Source organism: Bradyrhizobium sp. CCBAU 11361, assembly GCF_028128935.1.
Classification (GTDB): domain Bacteria; phylum Pseudomonadota; class Alphaproteobacteria; order Rhizobiales; family Xanthobacteraceae; genus Bradyrhizobium; species Bradyrhizobium niftali.
In genome coordinates this window covers 1-19,956 of the sequence record NZ_LBJZ01000158.1, presented here as the reverse complement: position 1 = coordinate 19,956, position 19,956 = coordinate 1, and the positions used below count along the sequence as shown (strand labels likewise).

Sequence of the window (19,956 nt, the reverse complement as noted above, 5' to 3'; positions counted from 1 at the left end):
GGAGGCGTCCCGCCGATACATCAAAGAAAGCCGATCGATAGCCAGGGTACGGCTGCGACGATCAGTGTGCCGATCAAGAGCGCGATCATGTAGCCCACGATCGGCTTCATGCCCTCGTCCGGATTGATGCGGCTGATGGCGCAAGCCGCGTAGTAGCCGACGCCGAACGGTGGCGCGAACAGGCCGATGCCCATGGCCAGAACGACCACCATTGCATAGTGGACATCGTGCACCCCGACCTGCCGCGCGATGGGGAACAGGAGCGGGCCAAACAGGACGATGGCCGGGATCCCTTCCAGGACGCTGCCCAGGATCACGAAGGTCACGATCGTCACCGCCAGGAACACGGGGACTCCGCCAGGAAGGCTGGTCATGAACTTTGCAAGAGAGGCAGAAAATCCCGACTGGGTCAGCGCCCAGGCCATGCCCGTCGCCGCGCCAATGATGAGCAGGATCGCGCCCGACAGCGAGGCCGTCTCGACCAGCATCGGATAGATGCGGCGCCAGTCGAACTGCCGATAGATGAAGAGACCCGCACAGGCCGAGTACAGGATCCCGATGGTCGAGACCTCCGTTGCCGTCGCAACGCCTTCGACGACGGCAGTCCGGATCACGAATGGCAGCGCGATGGCCGGTATCGCGATCACAAAGGCGCGGCCGATCTGCCGCCCCGTCGCCCGTTTGACGTGAGACAAGTCCTCGCGGCGGTATCGCCACCACACCACGGCCGCGAGCATGACCGCGAGCACCACGCCCGGGAGCAACCCGCCGGTGAACAACGCCGAGATCGACACACCGGTCACCGAGCCGATCGTGATCAGAACGAGCGACGGAGGAATCGTCTCGGTCTGCGCCCCCGTCGCGGCCAGGAGCGCAACGAGATCACCCGGCTTGGCCCCACGCTGCCGCATCTCGGGAAACAGGACCGGCGCAACAGCGGCCATGTCCGCCGCCTTGGAGCCGGAGATGCCTGAGACCAGATACATCGCCCCGACCAGCACGTAGTGCAGCCCGCCACGCACGTGGCCCAAAAGGCTTGCCAGGAAGCTGACCATGGCGCGCGCCATGCCCGTCATCTCGATCAGAAGGCCGAGAAAGACGAAGAGAGGCACGGCGAGCAGGATCAGGTGGCTCATTCCCTCATCCATTCGTCCGATCATCACCACGTCGGGCGTATTGGTCGTTAGGGCGAGATAGCCCACGGTGGCGAGGCCGAACGCAAACGCGATCGGCACGGCCGCAAAGACCATCGCGCCGACGACGAAGACGAAGAAGATCAGAAGGTTCAGATTGCCGAGCGGCTTCAAAACTGGGGCCAGTAGAGCGAACGTCGCGATGACGCCCGCGACGATTGCCAGGGAGGCCAGCAAGCTTCGCGGGCTCGCGATGCGAATGAGCCGGAGGACGGCTGCGATCAGCATTAGCCCGATCCCGATCGGCAGCGCGGCAGCACGCCAGGTGTTGACGATCTCCAGCGCCGGGGTCGTGACGAATGCCTCGTCGGCGGCGAATTCATAGGCCGGCCAAACGACAAGCACGAGAAACGCCAGCGATGCCGCTGCTGCCACGACGTCCAGGAACGCGCGGAGTTCCGCACTGAGAACGCCGACAATGGCGGTCATGCGCATATGCTCACCGCGCTGGAACGCAATCACGGATCCGAGCATGGCAAGCCAGAGAAAGAGAATGCTGGCGAGCTCGTCGGACCAGACGATCGGCGAGCGGAACACGTATCTGCCCACAATGCCCGCGGACAGGACCGCGATCTCCGCCAGCACGAGCAATGCCGCCGGGACTGCGACGACGTGGCCCAGTAATGTGTTGGCCCGCACCACCCATCTGCGCGGGGTCGCTTGAGACGTACCGGCCGCCATCCCGGCATCGACATGCGGCGTATGGCTCACGCTGGTCATGATAGCTGGCCCGCGGCTTTTTCAAGGTGAGACCATGCCTCCTCGCCAAACTTGCCCTTCCAGTCGGCGTAAAAGCTGGTCTTAGACAGCGCCTGGCGAAAAGCGGCACGATCGACGTCGATGAACTTGAGCCCTTTGGCCGACAGATCGGCGCGCAGCGACTGGCTGAGCTTTGCGATGTCTGCCCGCTGATCGACCGCGGAGCGATCGAGCTCGCGCGTCACGATCTCCTGCAGGTCCTTGGGCAGGCGCTCGAAGGCGCGCTTGTTGCCCAGGATCCAATAGCCGTCCCAGACGTGCCCGGTCAGGCTGCACGTGCTTTGCACTTCATAAAGACGCGCGGTCGCGATGATCGGCAACGGATTCTCCTGGCCGTCGACGACCTTGGTCTGCAACGCGGAATAGACCTCGTTGAAGTTGATCGGCGTCGGCCCGGCTCCGAGCGCCTTGAACAGCGAGGTCAGCAATGGCGCGGGCGGCACGCGGATCTGGAAGTTCTTGAGATCATCCGGCGTTCGCACCTCGCGGCCGGACGAGGTCACCTGACGAAAGCCGTTGTCCCAGGCCTTCGACACCACCATGATCGGCGTCTTGGCGATCTGCGCCCGGATGTAGGTGCCGAGGCCGCCGTCCATCGCCTTCCATACGCTGTCGTAGTCGGCGAATGCGAAGCCGGTGTTCACGATGCCCGCACTTGGGACCAGGGTGGCAAGAATCGAGGACGATTGGTTGAAGAACTCGACGCCGCCGCTGCGAACCTGGGTCAAAAGCTCGGTGTCGGAGCCGAGTTGATTGGCCGGAAACAGCCGGATCTCCAGCCGGCCGCTGGTCGCTTCGCGAATACGGTCGATGGCCTCCTGGGCCCGGACATTCACCGGATGCGTCGGATCCTGTCCGGTCGCGAACTTATAGACGTACTCTGCGGCAGACGCCGGACGGGTCAGAATCCCGCAGAGAGGTACGGCCGTGGCTGCCATCAACAGCGAACGGCGGCTGATGCTTCCGGGCTTCGATACTGTCATGTTTTCCTCCTGGTCCTTTATTGACGTTGCTGCCCGCTGCATCAGCGCACGCTGGCGTGCAGCTTTCCGGGTTCTCCGCTTGCCGGCTCTAGATCACAGACATTTGGGCAGGAGCAATCACTCGCCGCCACAACATGCGACGGGCGTAGCTCCTCACCTGAGCTTGGCTCGATTGGCGCTTAGCGCCGGTATCCTAAAGCCACTTCTTGATCTGTCGTGCGACCTCTACAGTGGAAATCCCGTAGCGGTCGTGCAGCGTCGGAAGTGCACCAGCATCAAGAAACTCGTCCGGCAATGCGATCTGGCGGAAGGGCGGATGGACGCCGGAACGCATCAGAAGTGCGGCAACCGCCTCGCCGAGACCGCCAATTGTTGTGTGGTTTTCGGCAACGACGACGAGCCGGCCCGGCCTGCCGGCTTCGCGCAAGATCGTCTCGGCGTCGAGCGGCTTGATGGTTGGCACATGCAGCACCGCAACATCGACGCTGTCGTCCTTCAAGGTCTGCGCGGCCTCAAGCGCACGCATGGTCATGATGCCGGAGGAAATGACCAGGACGTCCTTCCCGTCACGGATCAGCGCGGCCTTGCCGAGCTCGAACTTGTAGTCATATTCGTCCAGCACGACCGGCACCTGGCCGCGCAGCAGACGCATGTAGACCGGCCCGTGAAGCGCCGCGATAGCAGGCACCAGTTGCTCGATTTCGTGGGCATCGCAGGGATCGATGACCGTCATATTCGGCATCGCGCGAAACAGCGCGAGGTCCTCCGCTGCCTGATGGCTCGGGCCGTAGCCCGAGGTCAGGCCCGGCAACGCGCAGACGATCTTCACGTTGCGGTCTTCCTCCGCAATGGTCTGGTGAATGAAATCGTAAGCCCGCCGAGACGCGAACACGGCGTAGGTGGTGGCGAACGGCATGAAGCCTTCGGCGGCAAGGCCGGAGGCCGCGCCGAACAGAAGCTGCTCGGCCATGCCCATCTGGTAATAGCGGTCCGGAAATTCCTTCGCAAAAATATGCAGGTCAGTGTACTTGCCGAGATCGGCCGTCATGCCGACCACATCGGGACGGCTGCGCGCGAGCTCGACGAGCGCGTGTCCAAAGGGCGCCGGCTTCGTCTTCTGTCCTTCGGCCGCGATCGAAGCGATCATCGCTGAGGTGGTCAGGCGCGGCTTGCCCGGCGGCGGTGCTGATCGGACGGTCTTCATGCCTGCCTCCCGGCTTCCAGCGCGGCAAGCGCGAGCTGCCATTCGTGCTGCTCGACGCGGATGAAATGGCTCTTCTCGCGCTGCTCGAGGAAGGGAACACCCTTCCCCATCAGCGTGTCGGCGACGATCATCCGCGGCTTGGGCTCGGGATGAGACTTGGCGGCGTCGAAGGCGGCAACCACGGCAACGAGATCGTTGCCGTTGACGCGCTGCACGAACCAGCCGAAGGCCTGAAGCTTCTCGACCAGCGGCTCGAACGCCATGACCTGTGTGGAAGGACCGTCCGCCTGCTGATTGTTGACGTCGACGATGCCGATCAGATTGTCGAGCTTGTAGTGGCCTGCCGACTGGATCGCCTCCCAGACCGAGCCTTCGTCAAGCTCGCCATCGGAAAATAAGGTGTATACCCGCGCTCCGGATTTCTTGCGTTTGAGTCCCAGGCCCATGCCGACGGCGATGCTGAGTCCGAGCCCGAGCGAGCCGCCCGACATTTCCATTCCGGGCGTGTAGGAGGCCATGCCCGACATGGGCAGGCGGCTCTCGTCGCTGCCATAGGTTTCGAGTTCTTCCTCGGGGACGATCCCCGCCTCGATCAAAGCAGCGTAGAGCGCGATGGCATAGTGCCCGTTCGAGAGAAGAAAGCGGTCGCGTCCTTCCCAGGACGGGTCCTCCGGACGATAGCGCATCGCGTGGAAATAGGCGACGGCGAGAACGTCGGAGATGTCGAGCGCCTGTGCGATATAGCCTTGGCCTTGGACTTCGCCCATGCGCAGGGCATTGCGGCGAATATTGTAGGCGCGGTCCGCCAGCTTGGGCGTGTTCGTAAGCGTCTTGGTCGAGGTTTCCATCGATCTGGCCCTTGTCTCGCTGGCTCAGTGGATGAGCATGCCGCCGTTGACGTCGATCACGGCGCCGGTCACGTAGGCGGAGAGATCCGAGGCCAGGAAGGTGTAGATGCCGGCGACGTCTTCCGCCGTGCCGAGACGATTGAGCGGAATGCCTTCCAGGATCTTCGCCCTCATCTCATCGGTCAGCTTGCCCGCGGTGATATCGGTGCCGATCAGGCCGGGCGTGACGCAATTGACGCGGATGCCGTCCGGGCCGAACTCACGGGCCATCGCCTTGGCGAGACCAAGCACGCCGGCTTTCGCCGCGGAGTAGTGGGGGCCGCCAAAAATTCCTCCGCCGCGTTGGGCCGAGACGGACGACATGCATGCAATCGATCCGGACCTCCGTGCGCGCATATGCGGGATCACGGCCTGGGAGAGGAACAGGATGCCCTTGAGATTGACGTCCTGAATGCGATCCCAATCGGCCGCCGAAATGTCCAGGAACTTGACGGGTTGGGTGATGCCGGCATTGTTGATCAGGACATCGATGGCGCCGAAGGATTCGATCACGCGGGCCACCGCCTGCTCGCAGGACGCCTTGTCGGCGACGTCGCACCCTAGTCCGATGTGGGAGTTTCCGAGCGATGCCGCAGCATCCGCCGCAGCGCCGGCGTCAATATCGAGAATCGCGACCCGAGCTTCCTCGGCGGCGAACCGCCGGGCGGTGGCAAGCCCGATCCCGCGCGGCGAGGCCGCGCCCGAAATGATGGCCGTCTTACCGCTGAGCAGCATCAGTTCCTCCCGCAAATTGTTCTTCCTTGGCGCTTAGGAATGACCCGCCGACGGCCAACGGACAAACGCGCAGTTGTCACGGATCGATGAATCTGGTTCACTTATGGAATGCTGTCGAATATCCCCATATCGGCAATTCGTGCCTTTGAAGCCGCTGCCCGCACCGGATCGTTTCGCGATGCGGCGAATGAGCTTCACCTGACGCCGAGCGCCGTCAGTCACGCAATCCGCAAGCTGGAGGGCACGCTTCGGACCGTTCTGTTCGAGCGCAGCGCGCGGTCCGTGCGGCTCACGCCGGCCGGCGAGAACCTCATGCGTCACACGGGAGCGGCATTCGATCAGCTCCGCCGTGGCCTCGAGGAAGTTGCCGCGCGCGGACCACAGTTGGTGCGCGTCCATTCCGCACCCAGCTTTGCTGCGCAATGGCTGGCGCCACGGCTTGCACAGTTTCTCGCTGCTTACCCGAAGCTCGAGGTTCGGCTGGCTGCAAGCACGGACTATGCGCGCTTCAGCAACGATGATTTCGATATCGACATCGTCTACGGTCCGCCGCGCGCCGAGGGTGTCGAAATTGTTCCTCTGCCGGAGGAGACGGTCACGCCGCTCTGCTCGCCCTCGCTCGCAAAATCGATCAGGAAGCCTGCCGATCTCCTCGATCAGACGCTCATCCGCTCCGACGTGAAGCGGGTGCAGTGGCATCAATGGTTCACCGCGAATGGATTGGAAGCACCTGCGCTTCACGGCATGAGATTCGACCGGAGCTTTCTTGCGATTGCAACAGCTGCGGAGGGATTGGGCGTGGCCTTGGAATCAACCCTCCTGGCCGAGCGCGAACTCGCGAGCGGACGATTGGTCGCTCCGCTGGCAGGACGCGCTAACGATATCCGCTACGTCGGTCACCGCCTGATCTACCCGCGCGCCAGCCGACAGCGAACAGCCGTGCGAGCGTTTGCAGATTGGCTCGTGTCGCAACTTGAGGGGCAAAACACGCGCTCCTCAGAGTGACTGCAACCATGGCCCAGCCTATTGGCTTAAGCACAGCCGAAGAGCCAATTTTAATAGGGATACATCCAATAAGTCGTGGTGGAATCGTCGGGCATCGATCGCAAGGTCGGGGTCCGCTGCGGGGGTTTAAGATGCGTCGAAGAAGAGATGATCCGGCCTATATCATCGAGAACAGCGCGGCTGGTTGAGTACGTACTGTGATTTAGAGCAAACATTTCGCTCCCCACCGCGGAAACATCAATCGTTTCGATACCGGGCACGAGAGTCGGCCCACTCTTGGATACGAACCCCATTCGCGAGGTGGATTGCGCTTTCTTCATGGAGGCCAGCAAGGCGAGATCCGTCGAGGAGGCGTATAGGGTGACCGCGCCTGCTGCAGATTTGATCTGGTTAGCTCTTTCCAGATAGAGGTCGCGATCAACATCCGGCGCCGCAAAAATCAGCTCGGTAATGCCTAGCGTCGTCTGGCTCAGCGCGGCTTGTTGCAAAGCTCCCAATACCACCTCGCTGCCCAAGCTGTGTGCGATCACGATAATCCTGGAAACTTTCGCTTCCTTCTTGATGAGCTGAAGGAGATCGAACAAGCCGTCCGGCGCATAGAGTGCGCTTTCGCGATCGTAGTCATAATCGAGCAGCCCGCCCTTGGACGGCCAGGAATACATCATGACGCGACCTTTGTAGTTCGCATCGAAAGCAATCTGCGCTGCCTTAAATGCAGCGTCGGAAAAACCGACGTTGTAGCCATGCACAAAGAGCATCATGCTGTCGGCGGGATTTGCGATAGCGGAAGCGAACTCTTCGCGAGACAGACGATATAGCTTCTGGATTCGGAAATGCTTTCTGTCGTCTTCCGCCTCCTTGCGTAGCCCAAACCAGCTCGTCTTCGGCGTCTCAACTTCGCCCATCTTGTGAACGACGGGAATACTGACGGTCACGTAACCAAAAGTGTTGGTGGCAGAACGAGCATAGGAGATCTGGCTCAATTCGAGACCAGGCCCGCCCGTCACCATGCGATTCGTGGCGAAGTAGACCGGCACCAGACCCTTGATAGCCGACTTGTTGACCACAACCTCGGCACCGGTGGTGCTCTTGTCAGGCGGCGCCTCCTGGCTCGCCTCACCGGTTGTCGGTCGCCACGGCCGATAGCCATGATAGTGACGGACATGATGGTAATACCCGGGGCCATAGCGATAGCCGAATCTCTTGAACGCGCTCCCATGTTTCTGCGGAGCTTTGTGGACATGCGGCTTGGCAGGCTGTGAGACCGGACCTTGGTGGGCGCAACCGGTGGCGAGCGCGCAGAACAAGATAACGAGCCCTGTCCGAACGTGCTGGAACGCGTGGCGGAGCCAATGTAACCGGTTCGAAGCGTGGGTTGGCAGGGCGAGCATAACCATCCGGTCCGTTACCTACTTCGCTAGGATCTGGGAAAGATTGACAGTCGCGCCCAGCCATCCGCGGTACCTGTCGACGGCAGGTCCGCTGGTGAGCTTGTAGGTGAAACGAGCCTGCGCCCCGCCGCCGTTTATCGCGCAAGCAATATTGCCGGCACCATTGGCGGTCTCCACGTGCCAGGAGCACCCCGTGATTCGGTACCCAGGTTCAGCCGCGAAGGTCTCAGCGTAATCAGCCGAGTGCTCCGCAAATACGACAGGGTGATCGTCCTTGGTCTTGTCCACCGTAAACGACCGCTCGATCTGCTTTGGCTCGACGAGTTGCGATACCGGAACGTTCACGATCAGTCGTCGGTCCTCCGGCAGAAGAGTGTGGATCGCTCCGGCAAGAATTTCGGGAATTTTCACGCCGGCATTGGCTTGCGTCTGCACATGCGTGGAATTCAGCCTGCTCCAGTTCTCAAACGAGATCGTCGTGTCGACCCACTTCGTCCAGCAAACAGAGGGCTGGGGAATGGCCGTGATCATGCTGTAGAGCGGGCTGGCGGTAATCACAGTGGCTGGAATGATGAAGTTGACGCCAGAAACCTGCGCATCGTTCCACTTAATAATGCCACCGACCGCAATCCCCAGCAGTGCGCCGAACTCGTTGAATGCGGGTCCCCCGCTGTTGCCGACGTTCATGACCGTGTCGGTCTGCCAGCGACCATTCGGGCTAGTCTGGTTGCTTATCAGACCGCTCGATATGCTGAGATCCAGATCGAGGGGATATCCGAGCAGATACAGCTGAGTCCCCATCGGGGCTTGCTGGTTGTCGTCGATCACCGGCATCGGGCAACGCGATGCGCCACCGCTGTTGTTGACGGGCTGAGACAATTCGAGGAGCGCCAGGTCCCTGGCATCATCGCGATGAATCGCGGTGACTTTGATCGGGTTCGCATTGCGCGATCCGAGACGAGCATTGACTTCGAAGCTCTTGTAGTTCTCCTCGCGTCCGATCACATGGCTGTTGGTCAGCACGAGGCTGTCGCCGATCAGCAGCCCGGAGCCGCCGCCGACCTCCTGCTTGTCGTTGTACATGACGCCAACATACTGGACGTGAACCGTCCTGACATTGTACCGCGCAGCAACCTGCACCGCCGCGCGGTCCGCTTGCGCCGGCGGGCAGAAGAATAGAGACAGGCCAAATGTCAGGAAGGATAGAATGTTCTGACAGCGGCGATGTCGAGCGGGCTGAGTTGTCCGTTTCCGTTCCATGCTGGATTACAATAGTTCATGATGGAATTGGGGTCGTATTTGGTGACTTTATAATCGCCGACCGAGCCAGACGCTTTCTCGTTGCGGCACTGCTCCGGCGCATCGTCGCGGTTCTGTTCATGCGTGAAACCAAGCGCATGTCCGAATTCGTGGACCGCAACCGCACGAATGCAGAACTCGCGTCTATCTCGACAGCCTTTGCTCCAATGATTGAAACTGAAATTGAGAGTCATGCCCGATGGCTTGCGGTCAAGGTATTTTCCGACGACATCGGTGTGAGCGCCCTCATCAGCGACCCGCACGTGCACACCGGGCGCGCCGTCGGTACACAACGACCAGGTCTTCGAAAACCACACTCCGCCTTGCGCCGCAGACTCCCAGGTCTCCGCAACCGCTTTTCGAACTAGGTCGGCATACTTTTGATCCTTCGGCTGCAGATTCTCCCAGCAGACGGGGATTTCCTTAATCTCCCATTTCGATCCGCGAATGACCGTACCGTACAGCTCCATTTCGGACACTCCCGAAGGAAGCGCAGGCTGAGCATTCGCGCCCAAAGAGATCGAGAGCGCGAGCAGCAGAACGAGTCTGGGCAACCAGAGGCGAACCATTGTCCTACTGCGTCGGGGTTGGGGTCGGCGGGAACACAGGCACCGGCGCCACGATGAATCCATTTGTCCGGGGTCCGCCGCCCGTACGGCGTCCGGCGCCTCCCGGGAATTCCTGCGACTTCTCTCCTCCCGGCGAGGGAGCTGTGTAAATTGGATTGTCCTTTGATCCAAGCGGCGGCGTCTTCGCCGCGTAGCCGGCGGACCCGGATTTGGCTCCGTTGGCAAGCACCGCATTCGGACCGTTGATGTAGATTCCGAGATTACTGAACTGCTGAGCGGAGGCAGACGCCTGAACTGCAGCAGGCGTCCAACGCGACGACGTGAGGGAGTACTTTGCCTCGACGCCGCCGGTAACCTGGATCGAAAACGTGTAAGTCATCTGCGCCGGCTCCGCGCTCTCCGAAGGCATGGCCGGCGTGAGATTGTTAGCGGCGATGAGAATAGCATTGTCCCGCAACCAAGCCGCCAGTGGCTTGGACGCATCGACAATGATGCGCTTATAGGCGGCGCGGTCCGGGTACTTGTTCTCGGCGAGTCCCTCGAGCTCGATCAGGTCCGTAGGCGTTCCTCGATAGCAGCCACGCTCGTACGTTGCGGGTCCCGCGGCAGCCGGCGTCGAGTCGGACGCAAGCTGGGCGTTCTGCTTCATCAGGAATGACCAGATCAGGTCATAGGTGTCCTGGGCTGAAGCAGTGGGACCCACATGGGTGATCTCACTACTGGTCGCGCTCAGAATCCGCTTGTAATCGAACGCTGTACCGGATCCGAGCCCGCCCGTATCGGTCACCTTCAACTCCAGGAAAAAGGTGCCATACAGGAACGGGTCTATGTCGAAATGAGCGTACCTGTCGAAGGCCTCTTCAGGCCTGGCCTTGTAGATCTTCAGGTATTCCTTCCGCCTCTCCCGTTCGATCTGGTAAAAGGTCACGACCTCACATCGGATCGACTTGAGGAAATACGGCAGCTCACCGGCCGTGATCACGCCTGTCTGCGGATCATGAATATAGTACAGGCTGGTACACCCGCCCATGGCGAGACAAATGCCAACGCATGCCGCGCCTCGGCTAAAATTCCACATATGACCGCCCCCGTCCGCGTCGCTAAGCACGCGCGGATCTCCCGCCCAGATTGAAAAACAGTCCGTATGGGTTCGTCAATAGCATCCTGACCACAATGCAGCTTTTCGTTGTCCCCGCTAGGTTTCGCGCAGCTTTTCCCTGGGGCCATATACTTCTAAGGAAGCGTGTTGGGCATGGCCGCTCGGCACGGGCGAAGAAGTGTGAGCAACGAACAGAGCCGATTGCAAATCGGGCGGCGCACGCCTATCGATGCAACATATTACTCCTGTCATTTGGACGAATATTTTGCCTGGGCCCGTGGTCAGCCGAGTCGAAACGTCAGCCTTTGAGGCCTGGAAGAAGGAGGCGCGAGAGCTTGCCGAGCGCCAGGAGCAAATCACGAATGCCAGTCGGGACGATCTCAGGAAAGCTCTGATCGATTCGACACGCTGTTTCGGAATGCTCCGGGAAGCGTGCACAAGGCCTACCGAAATCTTGCGGAAAAGCGAATCGAGGAGGCACGGGAGAGCTTCACCGACTCAATAGGAGACGGCCATCTCTCGTGGTCGCTGTCCGACGAGACGCCTGAGCTGGCAGCGTTGAGGATGGGCGGCCTCATACGGGAGATCGACCGGGTGCTTGCTGAGCGGCGGTCTCAGTGGCCGATCGCGCCGAGTGAGTGGCACCTCGAGCAGCTTGGATGCTGGTTCATCCCACGGCAGGGCGTGAGCGCATTGCGACCGGCTCGAAGGCTGCAAGCCTATTCGAAGCGGGGCCTGCTCTTTCATCGGATCCTGAGCGCAACGCTCGGGCCAAGGAATGCTGCCTACGCGGAGCGCTTCAGAGCATTCTACGATCTTTTGCAGATGTCGATAAACACCTCCAAGCTCGCACGACCGAGCGAGGTCACCCGCCGCCACGTCTCGGACCATCTCGCCTATCAGTGAGCGCAGCCCGCGCGAGAGCCGCTGTGTCGGCCATGTTCAACTGGGCCATCCGGGAGGGGCTGGACCTTCCGGCCAATCCGGTGCTCGGCACCAACCGTCCGCCTGCGCCGGCATCCCGTGATCGGGTTTTGTCCGATGCGGAGCTAAGAGCGATCTGGCTGGCATGCCACGATGACGACTATGGCCGCATCGTCCGGTTGCTGATCCTCACCGCCCAGCGCCGCGACGAAGTGGGTGGCATGCGATGGCCTGAAGTTGCTGAAGCGACGTGGACCATTCCCGGGGGCCGGGTCAAAAACCATCGCGAGCATATCCTCCCCCTCGCCCCTGCGGTTCTGGCCTTGATCCAAGCCCAGCCCCGGCGCATTGATCGGGAGTTCCTCTTTGGTGACTTTGAATTACCCACATCTGCCGCCTCAAGGCCGACACCGCTTTTGTCATCGAGGTCGTCAGCATCTTGTAAGCTCAGCCCCGCAATCTACCGTAATCAAAAGACCGGCTGTGACGGTTCCCAACGGGAGACGAGGCATGGATTCTATCGACCGAGCTTTGGCCGCACGCACTGTGCCAACAATGATCGAAGAGGGAGAAATCCGGCGTTCGAGTACGGAAGCTTCCCCACCAGCCGATCCAACGGACTCTCGCCAGCAGCCAAGCGCGCTGAGAATGGTCGAACCATCCAACGGGGGGGACAATTCGCTGGGCAGTATGTCCGGGGAATTCCGCGCAGTGCTGGCCGGGGTACAGGAACGTCTCCCGTATTCTCGCATGAATCGCCCCTATCGTGAGTCCGCGTTGCGTGACGGTCCTCGCTTTGTGCGCAACCCGTCGCCGGGCCGCGCTAGCGACAGCTCTGAGGGGATTCTCGACCGCAACGCCGTTTTAGACTCCTCGGGCGGTTTTGCCTCAGAGGCTGATATTAACGATTATCGCCAGTGGTGTGCTGAGCGGTTGGCCAGCAGTAGCCTGGGAGCCAATCCACTGGCCTTGTCCGTTGCTTCGGCGGAGTGGTCGCCGCTTGCGTTGCCTAACGATGCTCGCCTTGTGCCGCATGATGGGGCCCGTGAACCGACCACCCCGGGTCAGCAAACCCCTTCATCGCCTTCCATCGCGCCTGTGCGTCATCACCAGGCCCACGCCTTGGGGCGTCGAAGCGACACCGTCGACACTTTCGAGAACTACATTGAGAGCCAAGACGACACTAGCGACAGCTTGAGTTTCACTGCGTCAGAGGAGAACCTGCGTCGCCAGCGCACCCTCCTCGAGTTGGCTCGACTGGAGCCCTCCCGTGACAGAGTACGCAGCGACGACTCAACGCTGCGCGAATTCGCCCACGCATTCGCGCTTCAGCGCGACCAACGAGCTGGGCCGTCTGTCGTGGGCCCGGCCCGCGAGCCCGGCTTTCAGAATCAGGAAGCCGCCGGGCCCTCGTCTTCCGCCGAGCCTTCACGCCATCGCCAGCGACTGGATCGCGCAGCAACAGGACCAATGAATAACTCCGGGCCACCGGATTTCGGGCCTGTTGTCGGCCCGAACTGGGTCCATCGTGATCAACCGGCCCCCGATCCCCTGATTCTTCAGTTAGATCGGCACGGCTTACTGCCGAATTCGAGCGAGCCACAGAGGAGCATCGACATCTATAGCGTGCCCTATACAGTTGTGCGGGGTCCGGGAGGACCACGGGACATTCGCCTCTTCCGTAACCGGTATGTTCCGCCGCCGCAATCTCGTATCGCCACGCCGTGAGCAGCCCGCGTGCGGATTCCAATGATCGCGCGCAGTTATTGATCGGGGTAGGGGGGAGCCTAGCAGCTCCGCCCCTCCCACACGACGTTGCGAACGGGTCCGTACACGGCGGTTCGAGAAGTTGCGCTAACACGATCGGAACAATGATGTCAGGCCGAGCGATTTGAAGTATGCATTTGAGAGCCCAGTAGAGAGCGGGCGAGATACCAAGGACCGCGGCCGCTGCCGGCCGTGTTCCTTCAGCCCACTCTGAAACCCCATTTGCGATGAGTGCTGCGCAGCGGCGCCGTGGAGTTTTCCATTGGCGCCACAGAGCGGCCCGCAGTCGCGGTCGGACCCAGCGAGTGAGGGCTATCAGCACCTCGGGCGTTTCACAGAAGCCGAAATAGCCGCGCCAGCCCGCATATAGGTGGCCAGTTCTTCCATTGTCGTCTTGATGCTGGCGTCCTTTGCCTTTCGCGTGATCTCCCGGATTCGCTGTTTGAAGCGTTCCAGAGATTTCGGCGCGATCGTGCGCTTGATGCCTGGACCAGCGGTGAAGCTGAACCCGAGAAACTTCTGCTCCTGCGGTCGTGCCGCCGCACTCTTCGCCTCGTTTACCTTGAGCTTTTGTGAGATGAAGCGCGAGATGCTCTCCATCGCCCGCTGACCCGCGCGTTCGCTGCAAACGTAGATGTTACAGTCGTCCGCAATCAGCTGCGCGCGCCCTATTCAGTTGAAGCCGACAGTAGCCCATAGTCGGTTCTGCAGTGCCCGCCGATCGATGATGAGATCGTTGTCGGTGACGTCGTCGGGCAACGGCCAGGTCAGCCCCGCCGCCTCGAACCGGCGGATCGTCAACCGCACCGTCGAAGGCGCCGTTCCGACCCGCCGCGCTATCTCGCGGGTCGGCATCCCGGCCGACTTCAATCTGATCACATCGCGCGCATGGCGCATCGCAAGCCTCTCTGTCGGCATCCAGGTCCCCCTTCGCAAAGCCGAAAGGCGGGACCGTATCGGAGCCAGAAGAAGCCTCATCATCCCGGGCGAGATCATCTCGGAATGGTGGGCGACATCGAGCGGAATCAGCATTTGTGTAAGCGTTTAGCCGCACTTTCAATTACCCATAGTTGTAGCCTCGATTGCGGCTCCAAGTTCGATGTCGTTCAGCCGCGATAGTCCGCGCCAGATCACGGTGTTTCCTGGAGGCGGATCGTTGGCTCGGGCCAAGTATCCTCCGAGCCGCGCGATCTTGACGACATAGTGCGAGAGCGTGCTTCGTCGAGAGCAATCACCACCCCTGTGTTTCACCAAATGATCAAGAAGCCTGATTTCGGGATCTGTCAGCGCCATTTGCGGTACGGCATTCGGCGAGGAGCGATTGAGCATCGTCATCCAGAAGACGCGCCAACTCACAATGCAGAAGACCGCGATCAGATTGACCAGACGCTCAGCAGTTCGCAATTTTGAGTCCTCTGCTTTGCAGCCCGATTTGAGGATCTTATGGAAGACTTCGATCTTCCACCTCAAGGCGTACCATTCGATTTTATTGATGGCGTCCTTGCGCGATTGGACTGGGAGATCGGTGAGGAGCTTCCACTCGATTTTCTTTCGCCGCTTCGGCCTTCCCCGCTCTTGAGCATGGATCACGGTCAGAGTGAGTGCGGGATATTTCGTCTGTTTGCCAATCGGCGGCAGGACTCGTATCTTGCGGTACCTGATCTCAAGAACGGCGTCGTCGGGGTCCCCTTTGTCGTCCTTGACCTTGATCCGATGTAGACCCTTGATCGTAACCTCGTCCATTTCATCGGCAATTGTATGATTGCCGTCCCCGGCAAGCCGATCAACACAGGTTCGCACCAGGAAATGCGTTCCAGCCTCCTGGGCCAGGCAAAACAGCTCATAGATGTCGCTCTCGCGATCACCAATATGAACGCATCGTCCAGGGGCAGCGAGAAGGTCGGTCGATTGCCGTAAGTTCTCGAGCCAGCGGATGCTCTCCTTCTGCTCGATCGGCGCCCGTGTCGGATTGATCTTTCGCTTCAGCGCCGTCGTCCCCTTGAACTTCTTGCGGGTCCAGAACTTGATTGCCGACAGTCCGAGCGGAAGCCCCTCGGTCGTCACGGCGAGACTTGAATGCATCAGGATGCCGCACTGCGTGCGTCCTGCCGTCTTGCCCGTAAAGCCGATCAGATCCGGCTTCTCGCGCTTGAAGCTGAATTCCGTCGTGTCATGGAGGACGAGGATCGGTCCCTCCGTCGCCGCTACGCGCCCGCGCGTCGCCTCGAAATGACCGCAAAGAATATCCGCCTCGTCGACCCGCTCGTTGGAGAAGAAGCGATAGGCGGCCTTCGTGTTGGCCCAATCCTGACAAACAAGCGGGATGCTTTGACCCATGTCGCTCCCGATTTGTGCGAGCAATTTGCAGAACCGGCGACCAAGCCGCTCATCCTTAAACTCGCATCCCGCAACTTCCCGATCAACCCACGTCTCGATACCGGTCGTCAATCGCTGAGCACGCGCCCCCGCGCGTTCCTTCACCAAGCCCATCGAACACCCCGCGCTTCCGAATCAGGTGCTCAACAACGAATCACAACAGATTCTACCGATTCAAGATTTCGCCCGCGGCGCCTCGCTCAAATCCGACGTCAAATGTGGGTAATTGAAAGCTTTGGTGATGGGCCTCGACGCAAAGGTGATGACAAGAAACGCGGTTTCTCCGGCTGGTCGAAGTCGAAGGCTGCGCTTGATGCGCGCATTCTTGAGGCCCAGGGCGAGGCTCTGCCCGCATGGACCGTCCACGACATTCGCCGATCCGCTGCCACGGCAATGGCGGATCGGCTCGGGGTGTTACCGCACATTGTAGAAGCCGTCCTGAACCATGTTAGCGGACATCGCGCGGGCGTCGCAGGCATCTACAATCGAGCTCGCTACGCCGAGGAGATGCGCGACGCGTTGGAGCGCTGGAGCGAACACGTGGCGGCCATTGTTGGCGATGCAAGTCGCAAGCTGCCGCCCGCTCACAAATTTGAGGCGTCGTTGGGGGTGGAAGGATCTCCCGACGGCACTTCCGGAAGTGAGCGTATGAATTGCTTCACTTCGCGATAACCCGCAAAACTCGGCGGCTCGGTCGTCTCCGACGCAAGCTCAAATCGCGGACACGCAACACCCGATTATTGCGATTGGTCGAACAGGAAATCCCCCGTCTTGTTGCATGAAAGATTCTCTGCGTCCCGAACGTAAGTAGCAATCGAAAAGACCAACAAAAACAAAAGAGTTTGCGCTTGTTTGATGTCCTATGGCGCGGTTTGTTCACGGGATTGCAGTGGCCAATCGGTGGCTAAGCCGAGGCGGGGTGTCTTGGCCGAATAGCGGATTTCTACTCCGCGGGTTGCAGGTTCGAATCCTGCCGGGATCGCCAATAAAATCAATGCCGTAGGTCTTAAAATCTTTGAGAAGCCGTGTCTCATTTGGTCCTAGAAAAACCCTTTGATTTCAGGCTTTCCCGATTAGTCTCGCTCAGTGGTGAGACACGGATCGTACACGGCGCTTCTGGCTTTGTTCTTCGCAAATAACGAAAGCCCCGCTCAAAACAAAGCCCGCCGGCCGAAGCCGACGGGCGCTACTGCTCAGAGGTCCTGCCGCCGCACTAACCGCACGCATCGCCTTTTGACGGGCGCGCAACGACGTGAGCCTACGTTCTCGCTGGCTGGTCTGTGGCGAGCACCGTTTGAAGCGCGCGCGCCGCGGTTTGCCGAAGTTGATAATGCCATCCGTCTGGGCCGATCGTGTCGGTGTCTGGCCACTCCACGCCCTGGTCCTCCACCTCGTTGGCGTAACGAAGCAGTGCCGCGACGCCGGCAATGGAAGTCGGCATCGTGTTGGCGAGCGCCCACTCCAGATCTTGGCTAGAGTCGCATAGCTGCGCGACTCGTTCCTCGGCGTAAGGAAGGCCGATTTCTTCCCGCTTCGCCCAGATCTCAAACCTGTCGCGATCGAGATCGGCGTGTAGCTGGGCCTTGATTTTGGGGGAATGTCGGCTTCCGGCGACAAGACAATCGTCGATTTGCTTGTGAGAATGCAGATAGTACGGATTAACCCCGTCCTTCATACCCCATTGCACGCGCCCCGGCCGCCGGAACTCCTCCGGTACGATTTCCTCGAGTTCGTCGCGAGCCATCAGGGCGGCCTCATAGGCCCGCTCCTCGGCGCGATGCCGGGAGATCAACGCGAAGATTGGATCGACGTCAGGGATGCTAGGGCACCCGCTGGCGCGCCCACGGCTGCTGCTGGCGGATTTGTCGCCAGCGATAGAACTGCACCGCTGACGGCCACGCTCGCGGCGTGGGATAGGAAGCGGCGCCGCGTCGAAACTGCCGGCATAGGTGTGCTATTCTCTGGATTAACCTGAGCCATGACTTACCTCATGATTTGGGCCAGGCCTGTCGCCGTGCTTCCAACACGGTCGGCGGGCCGCTTGTTTTCCAAGCCTGAAAACGGTAAGACCGAATTGTGAAAAAGGCAATACCAAAGCGTGTCGGCGGGAAAAGGCCCGGCGCAGGTCGCCCTGCAACGGGCAGAGACCCCTCGCGCACATTCCGCCTCTCCGATGAATTCATGGCAAACCTCGATGCGTGGGCGGCACAGCAGGCCGACAAGCCCGCTCGCTCCGAGACCATCCGCCGACTGGTCGAGATCGGACTGAAGGCGAAGGGCTAGCTGGATGTCCGATCGAGACGCAGGCGCGGATACGCTCAAGAAGGAAGCGACAGTCAAACAACTGTTGCGGCGCGCGGCCAGATGCACACGCCCCAGCCAGGTCTTTTCAGTCGTACCTCATGGGCGTGAGACAGACGCGAACCGCGAGTTTGCGTCGGATCGCGATGGCGATGCGGTCGCATGGTTTTTGGGCGCGCTCCCAATATTTGTGATCATTCATGTGATCTGCGTGAAAATCGGCGCGATCTAGCCTGCAAGGAAAGTCATGCGCGATGATAGGCTTTCGCTCTCGGTGTTCACAATCGAGGTCGATCGAAAGCCGGTTGTTGCTTTCGCTGCTCGAAAATATTCGGATGCTGAGGCGATCTGTGCCGACCAAAGAATACGCGCCAAACTCAACGCGGCGCGGTCGGGCGGAAAGCCTCTTTGCGACGAATTGGCTACCTTGCGCGTTCGACTTGCCAATCCCGAAGAAAAGAACCGCTACCGAGAGCAGACTTCAGCGCGATCTGCAGATGCTGGTCTGCCAGTATATTTGGTCGATCTAGATCGGTAGCTGATTGGGAATCAGCCAAAGCGAAAGCCGTAAAGCGTCGCTCCTACGCTCATCTCCACCAAACCGCAGAATTGCGCTGTGGAAGGGCGCCCCTGACGGGGCAGAGCAGCGGCTCAAATGCGGCGGCTCCACAAATTTGTAGCGCGTCAGCTCACTTGCACTCGCGCAGCCGTTGCGAGAAGATACCGCTTTTGAGGCGGCATTTATGAACCAAGATTGAAGTTCCGAGACCTATTCTCAATAGGCCACTCCAATTCAGCGCGATCGATGAAGTGCTTCTGTTCCTGGAGAAGGAGAAGCGGCTTTGGGAGTGGACCACCAGCCAAAACATTCGAGGGCCAGCTGCGGAGCTGATCAGGGGATTTCAACCAAATACATGGCAGATCTCCTTGATCCGAGCTTCGAGGGCCGCCTGGCCGGAGCGACGGGATTTGTAGTGGTAGGTCGAGCGGTCGAACTCGAGGGCCGCACAGGCCTTACGGATCGACACCTGCCACTCACCGCAAACCTCATCGACGAGCTTGCGCTTCCGACCAGGCTTCACAGCTTTCGGCGGATCACGTCCTGCAGCATCTCCTGGTCGAGCGACAGATCTGCCACCAGCTTCTTGAGCTTGGCATTCTCGTCCTCAAGCTGCTTCAACCGGCGCATCTCGGTCGGCAGCAGTCCGTCGTACTTCTTCTTCCAGTTGAAATAGGTTGCCTGACTGATCTCGGCCTTGCGGCAGATGTCCGCAACCGCGACCCCGTCGTTGCCTTGCTTCAGGATAAACGCCTTCTGGGCGTCCGAAAATCTCGAGGCCTTCATGTCATCCGCTCCTCCCAGCCGAGGGGATTCGGCAGCGCAAGACTCTAGAACCTATCTCAAAATTGTCGAAACAGGATCAGCAGGCAAGCGAGCTGGACGAAGCCGAGGAAGTTTTGCGG

At 60.4% G+C, this 19,956-nt stretch carries 19 protein-coding genes, 1 tRNA gene and 1 pseudogene; 6 read left to right on the top strand and 15 right to left on the bottom strand.

Annotated elements, in window-relative coordinates; translation table 11 throughout:
* Positions 1 to 20: 20 nt before the first annotated feature.
* The 5 genes from XI08_RS14680 to XI08_RS14660 form a co-directional block, all read right to left on the bottom strand.
* Positions 21 to 1,874 carry a TRAP transporter large permease gene (locus XI08_RS14680; RefSeq protein ID WP_442869610.1) on the bottom strand — a complete coding sequence of 618 codons (1,854 nt, stop codon included), beginning with the start codon at positions 1,872 to 1,874 and terminating at the stop codon, positions 21 to 23.
* Positions 1,875 to 1,909: 35 nt separating this feature from the next.
* Positions 1,910 to 2,935, bottom strand: coding sequence for a TRAP transporter substrate-binding protein (locus tag XI08_RS14675; protein WP_271574921.1), 1,026 nt, complete (start codon positions 2,933 to 2,935; stop codon positions 1,910 to 1,912).
* 193 nt (positions 2,936 to 3,128) lie between these two features.
* Positions 3,129 to 4,139 carry a transketolase family protein gene (locus XI08_RS14670; RefSeq protein ID WP_271574920.1) on the bottom strand — a complete coding sequence of 337 codons (1,011 nt, stop codon included), beginning with the start codon at positions 4,137 to 4,139 and terminating at the stop codon, positions 3,129 to 3,131.
* Entirely contained in the window at positions 4,136 to 4,987 is an 852-nt protein-coding gene (locus XI08_RS14665) for a transketolase (RefSeq protein WP_271574919.1), read from the bottom strand. The genes XI08_RS14670 and XI08_RS14665 overlap by 4 nt, the downstream gene beginning before the upstream one ends.
* Positions 4,988 to 5,011: 24 nt before the next feature.
* On the bottom strand, positions 5,012 to 5,761 hold the full coding sequence (locus tag XI08_RS14660; RefSeq protein WP_271574918.1) for an SDR family NAD(P)-dependent oxidoreductase: 750 nt from the start codon (positions 5,759 to 5,761) through the stop codon (positions 5,012 to 5,014).
* 108 nt (positions 5,762 to 5,869) lie between these two features.
* Between XI08_RS14660 and XI08_RS14655 the strand changes: the two genes are divergently transcribed.
* A complete protein-coding gene (locus tag XI08_RS14655) occupies positions 5,870 to 6,766 on the top strand; it encodes a LysR substrate-binding domain-containing protein (RefSeq protein WP_271574917.1) in 897 nt (298 codons plus the stop codon).
* 50 nt (positions 6,767 to 6,816) lie between these two features.
* Here the strand turns inward: XI08_RS14655 and XI08_RS14650 are convergent, their stop codons facing one another.
* The 4 genes from XI08_RS14650 to XI08_RS14635 form a co-directional block, all read right to left on the bottom strand.
* On the bottom strand, positions 6,817 to 8,163 hold the full coding sequence (locus tag XI08_RS14650; RefSeq protein ID WP_271574916.1) for an alpha/beta hydrolase: 1,347 nt from the start codon (positions 8,161 to 8,163) through the stop codon (positions 6,817 to 6,819).
* Positions 8,164 to 8,175: 12 nt separating this feature from the next.
* Positions 8,176 to 9,240 carry a S1 family peptidase gene (locus XI08_RS14645; RefSeq protein WP_271574915.1) on the bottom strand — a complete coding sequence of 355 codons (1,065 nt, stop codon included), beginning with the start codon at positions 9,238 to 9,240 and terminating at the stop codon, positions 8,176 to 8,178.
* Between the two features lie 110 nt (positions 9,241 to 9,350).
* Entirely contained in the window at positions 9,351 to 9,926 is a 576-nt protein-coding gene (locus XI08_RS14640; protein ID WP_271574914.1) for a M12 family metallopeptidase, read from the bottom strand.
* Positions 9,927 to 10,029: 103 nt separating this feature from the next.
* The gene (locus XI08_RS14635; RefSeq protein WP_271574913.1) at positions 10,030 to 11,133 is read right to left on the bottom strand and encodes a hypothetical protein; all 1,104 of its coding nucleotides are present in this window, start codon (positions 11,131 to 11,133) and stop codon (positions 10,030 to 10,032) included.
* Positions 11,134 to 11,556: 423 nt separating this feature from the next.
* Here XI08_RS14635 and XI08_RS14630 point away from each other — a divergent pair, with 423 nt between their 5' ends.
* Positions 11,557 to 12,030 (top strand): hypothetical protein, encoded by a 474-nt coding sequence (locus tag XI08_RS14630; protein WP_271574912.1) that lies wholly within the window; start codon positions 11,557 to 11,559, stop codon positions 12,028 to 12,030.
* A 1,219-nt stretch (positions 12,031 to 13,249) separates the two neighbouring features.
* Here XI08_RS14630 and XI08_RS46290 read toward each other — a convergent pair.
* The 4 genes from XI08_RS46290 to XI08_RS14615 form a co-directional block, all read right to left on the bottom strand.
* Positions 13,250 to 14,137, bottom strand: coding sequence for a hypothetical protein (locus XI08_RS46290; RefSeq protein WP_442869819.1), 888 nt, complete (start codon positions 14,135 to 14,137; stop codon positions 13,250 to 13,252).
* Positions 14,131 to 14,415, bottom strand: coding sequence for a hypothetical protein (locus tag XI08_RS14625; protein ID WP_245570273.1), 285 nt, complete (start codon positions 14,413 to 14,415; stop codon positions 14,131 to 14,133). Before XI08_RS14625 ends, XI08_RS46290 begins: the two co-directional genes overlap by 7 nt.
* Before the next feature lie 72 nt (positions 14,416 to 14,487).
* Positions 14,488 to 14,847 (bottom strand): helix-turn-helix domain-containing protein, encoded by a 360-nt coding sequence (locus tag XI08_RS14620; protein ID WP_271574911.1) that lies wholly within the window; start codon positions 14,845 to 14,847, stop codon positions 14,488 to 14,490.
* A gap of 24 nt (positions 14,848 to 14,871) precedes the next feature.
* Positions 14,872 to 16,305: an IS4 family transposase gene (locus XI08_RS14615; protein WP_271574910.1), complete on the bottom strand. Its 1,434-nt coding sequence runs from the start codon at positions 16,303 to 16,305 to the stop codon at positions 14,872 to 14,874.
* A gap of 102 nt (positions 16,306 to 16,407) precedes the next feature.
* Between XI08_RS14615 and XI08_RS14610 the strand changes: the two genes are divergently transcribed.
* Positions 16,408 to 16,863, top strand: a complete 456-nt coding sequence (locus XI08_RS14610; RefSeq protein WP_271574909.1) for a hypothetical protein — start codon at positions 16,408 to 16,410, stop codon at positions 16,861 to 16,863.
* Between the two features lie 246 nt (positions 16,864 to 17,109).
* Positions 17,110 to 17,176, top strand: a tRNA-Ser gene (locus XI08_RS14605).
* Between the two features lie 273 nt (positions 17,177 to 17,449).
* Here the strand turns inward: XI08_RS14605 and XI08_RS14600 are convergent.
* On the bottom strand, positions 17,450 to 17,935 hold the full coding sequence (locus XI08_RS14600; protein WP_271574908.1) for a hypothetical protein: 486 nt from the start codon (positions 17,933 to 17,935) through the stop codon (positions 17,450 to 17,452).
* Between the two features lie 543 nt (positions 17,936 to 18,478).
* Here XI08_RS14600 and XI08_RS14595 point away from each other — a divergent pair.
* Together XI08_RS14595 and XI08_RS14590 are read left to right on the top strand one after the other, a co-directional pair.
* The gene (locus tag XI08_RS14595; protein WP_097669953.1) at positions 18,479 to 18,724 is read left to right on the top strand and encodes a hypothetical protein; all 246 of its coding nucleotides are present in this window, start codon (positions 18,479 to 18,481) and stop codon (positions 18,722 to 18,724) included.
* A gap of 15 nt (positions 18,725 to 18,739) precedes the next feature.
* Positions 18,740 to 19,030: a hypothetical protein gene (locus XI08_RS14590; RefSeq protein ID WP_143279434.1), complete on the top strand. Its 291-nt coding sequence runs from the start codon at positions 18,740 to 18,742 to the stop codon at positions 19,028 to 19,030.
* A gap of 379 nt (positions 19,031 to 19,409) precedes the next feature.
* On the opposite strand, the pseudogene XI08_RS14585 reads toward XI08_RS14590, so the two are convergent.
* Positions 19,410 to 19,837: pseudogene (locus XI08_RS14585) on the bottom strand (transposase); the annotation flags it as partial.
* Positions 19,838 to 19,956: the final 119 nt, after the last annotated feature.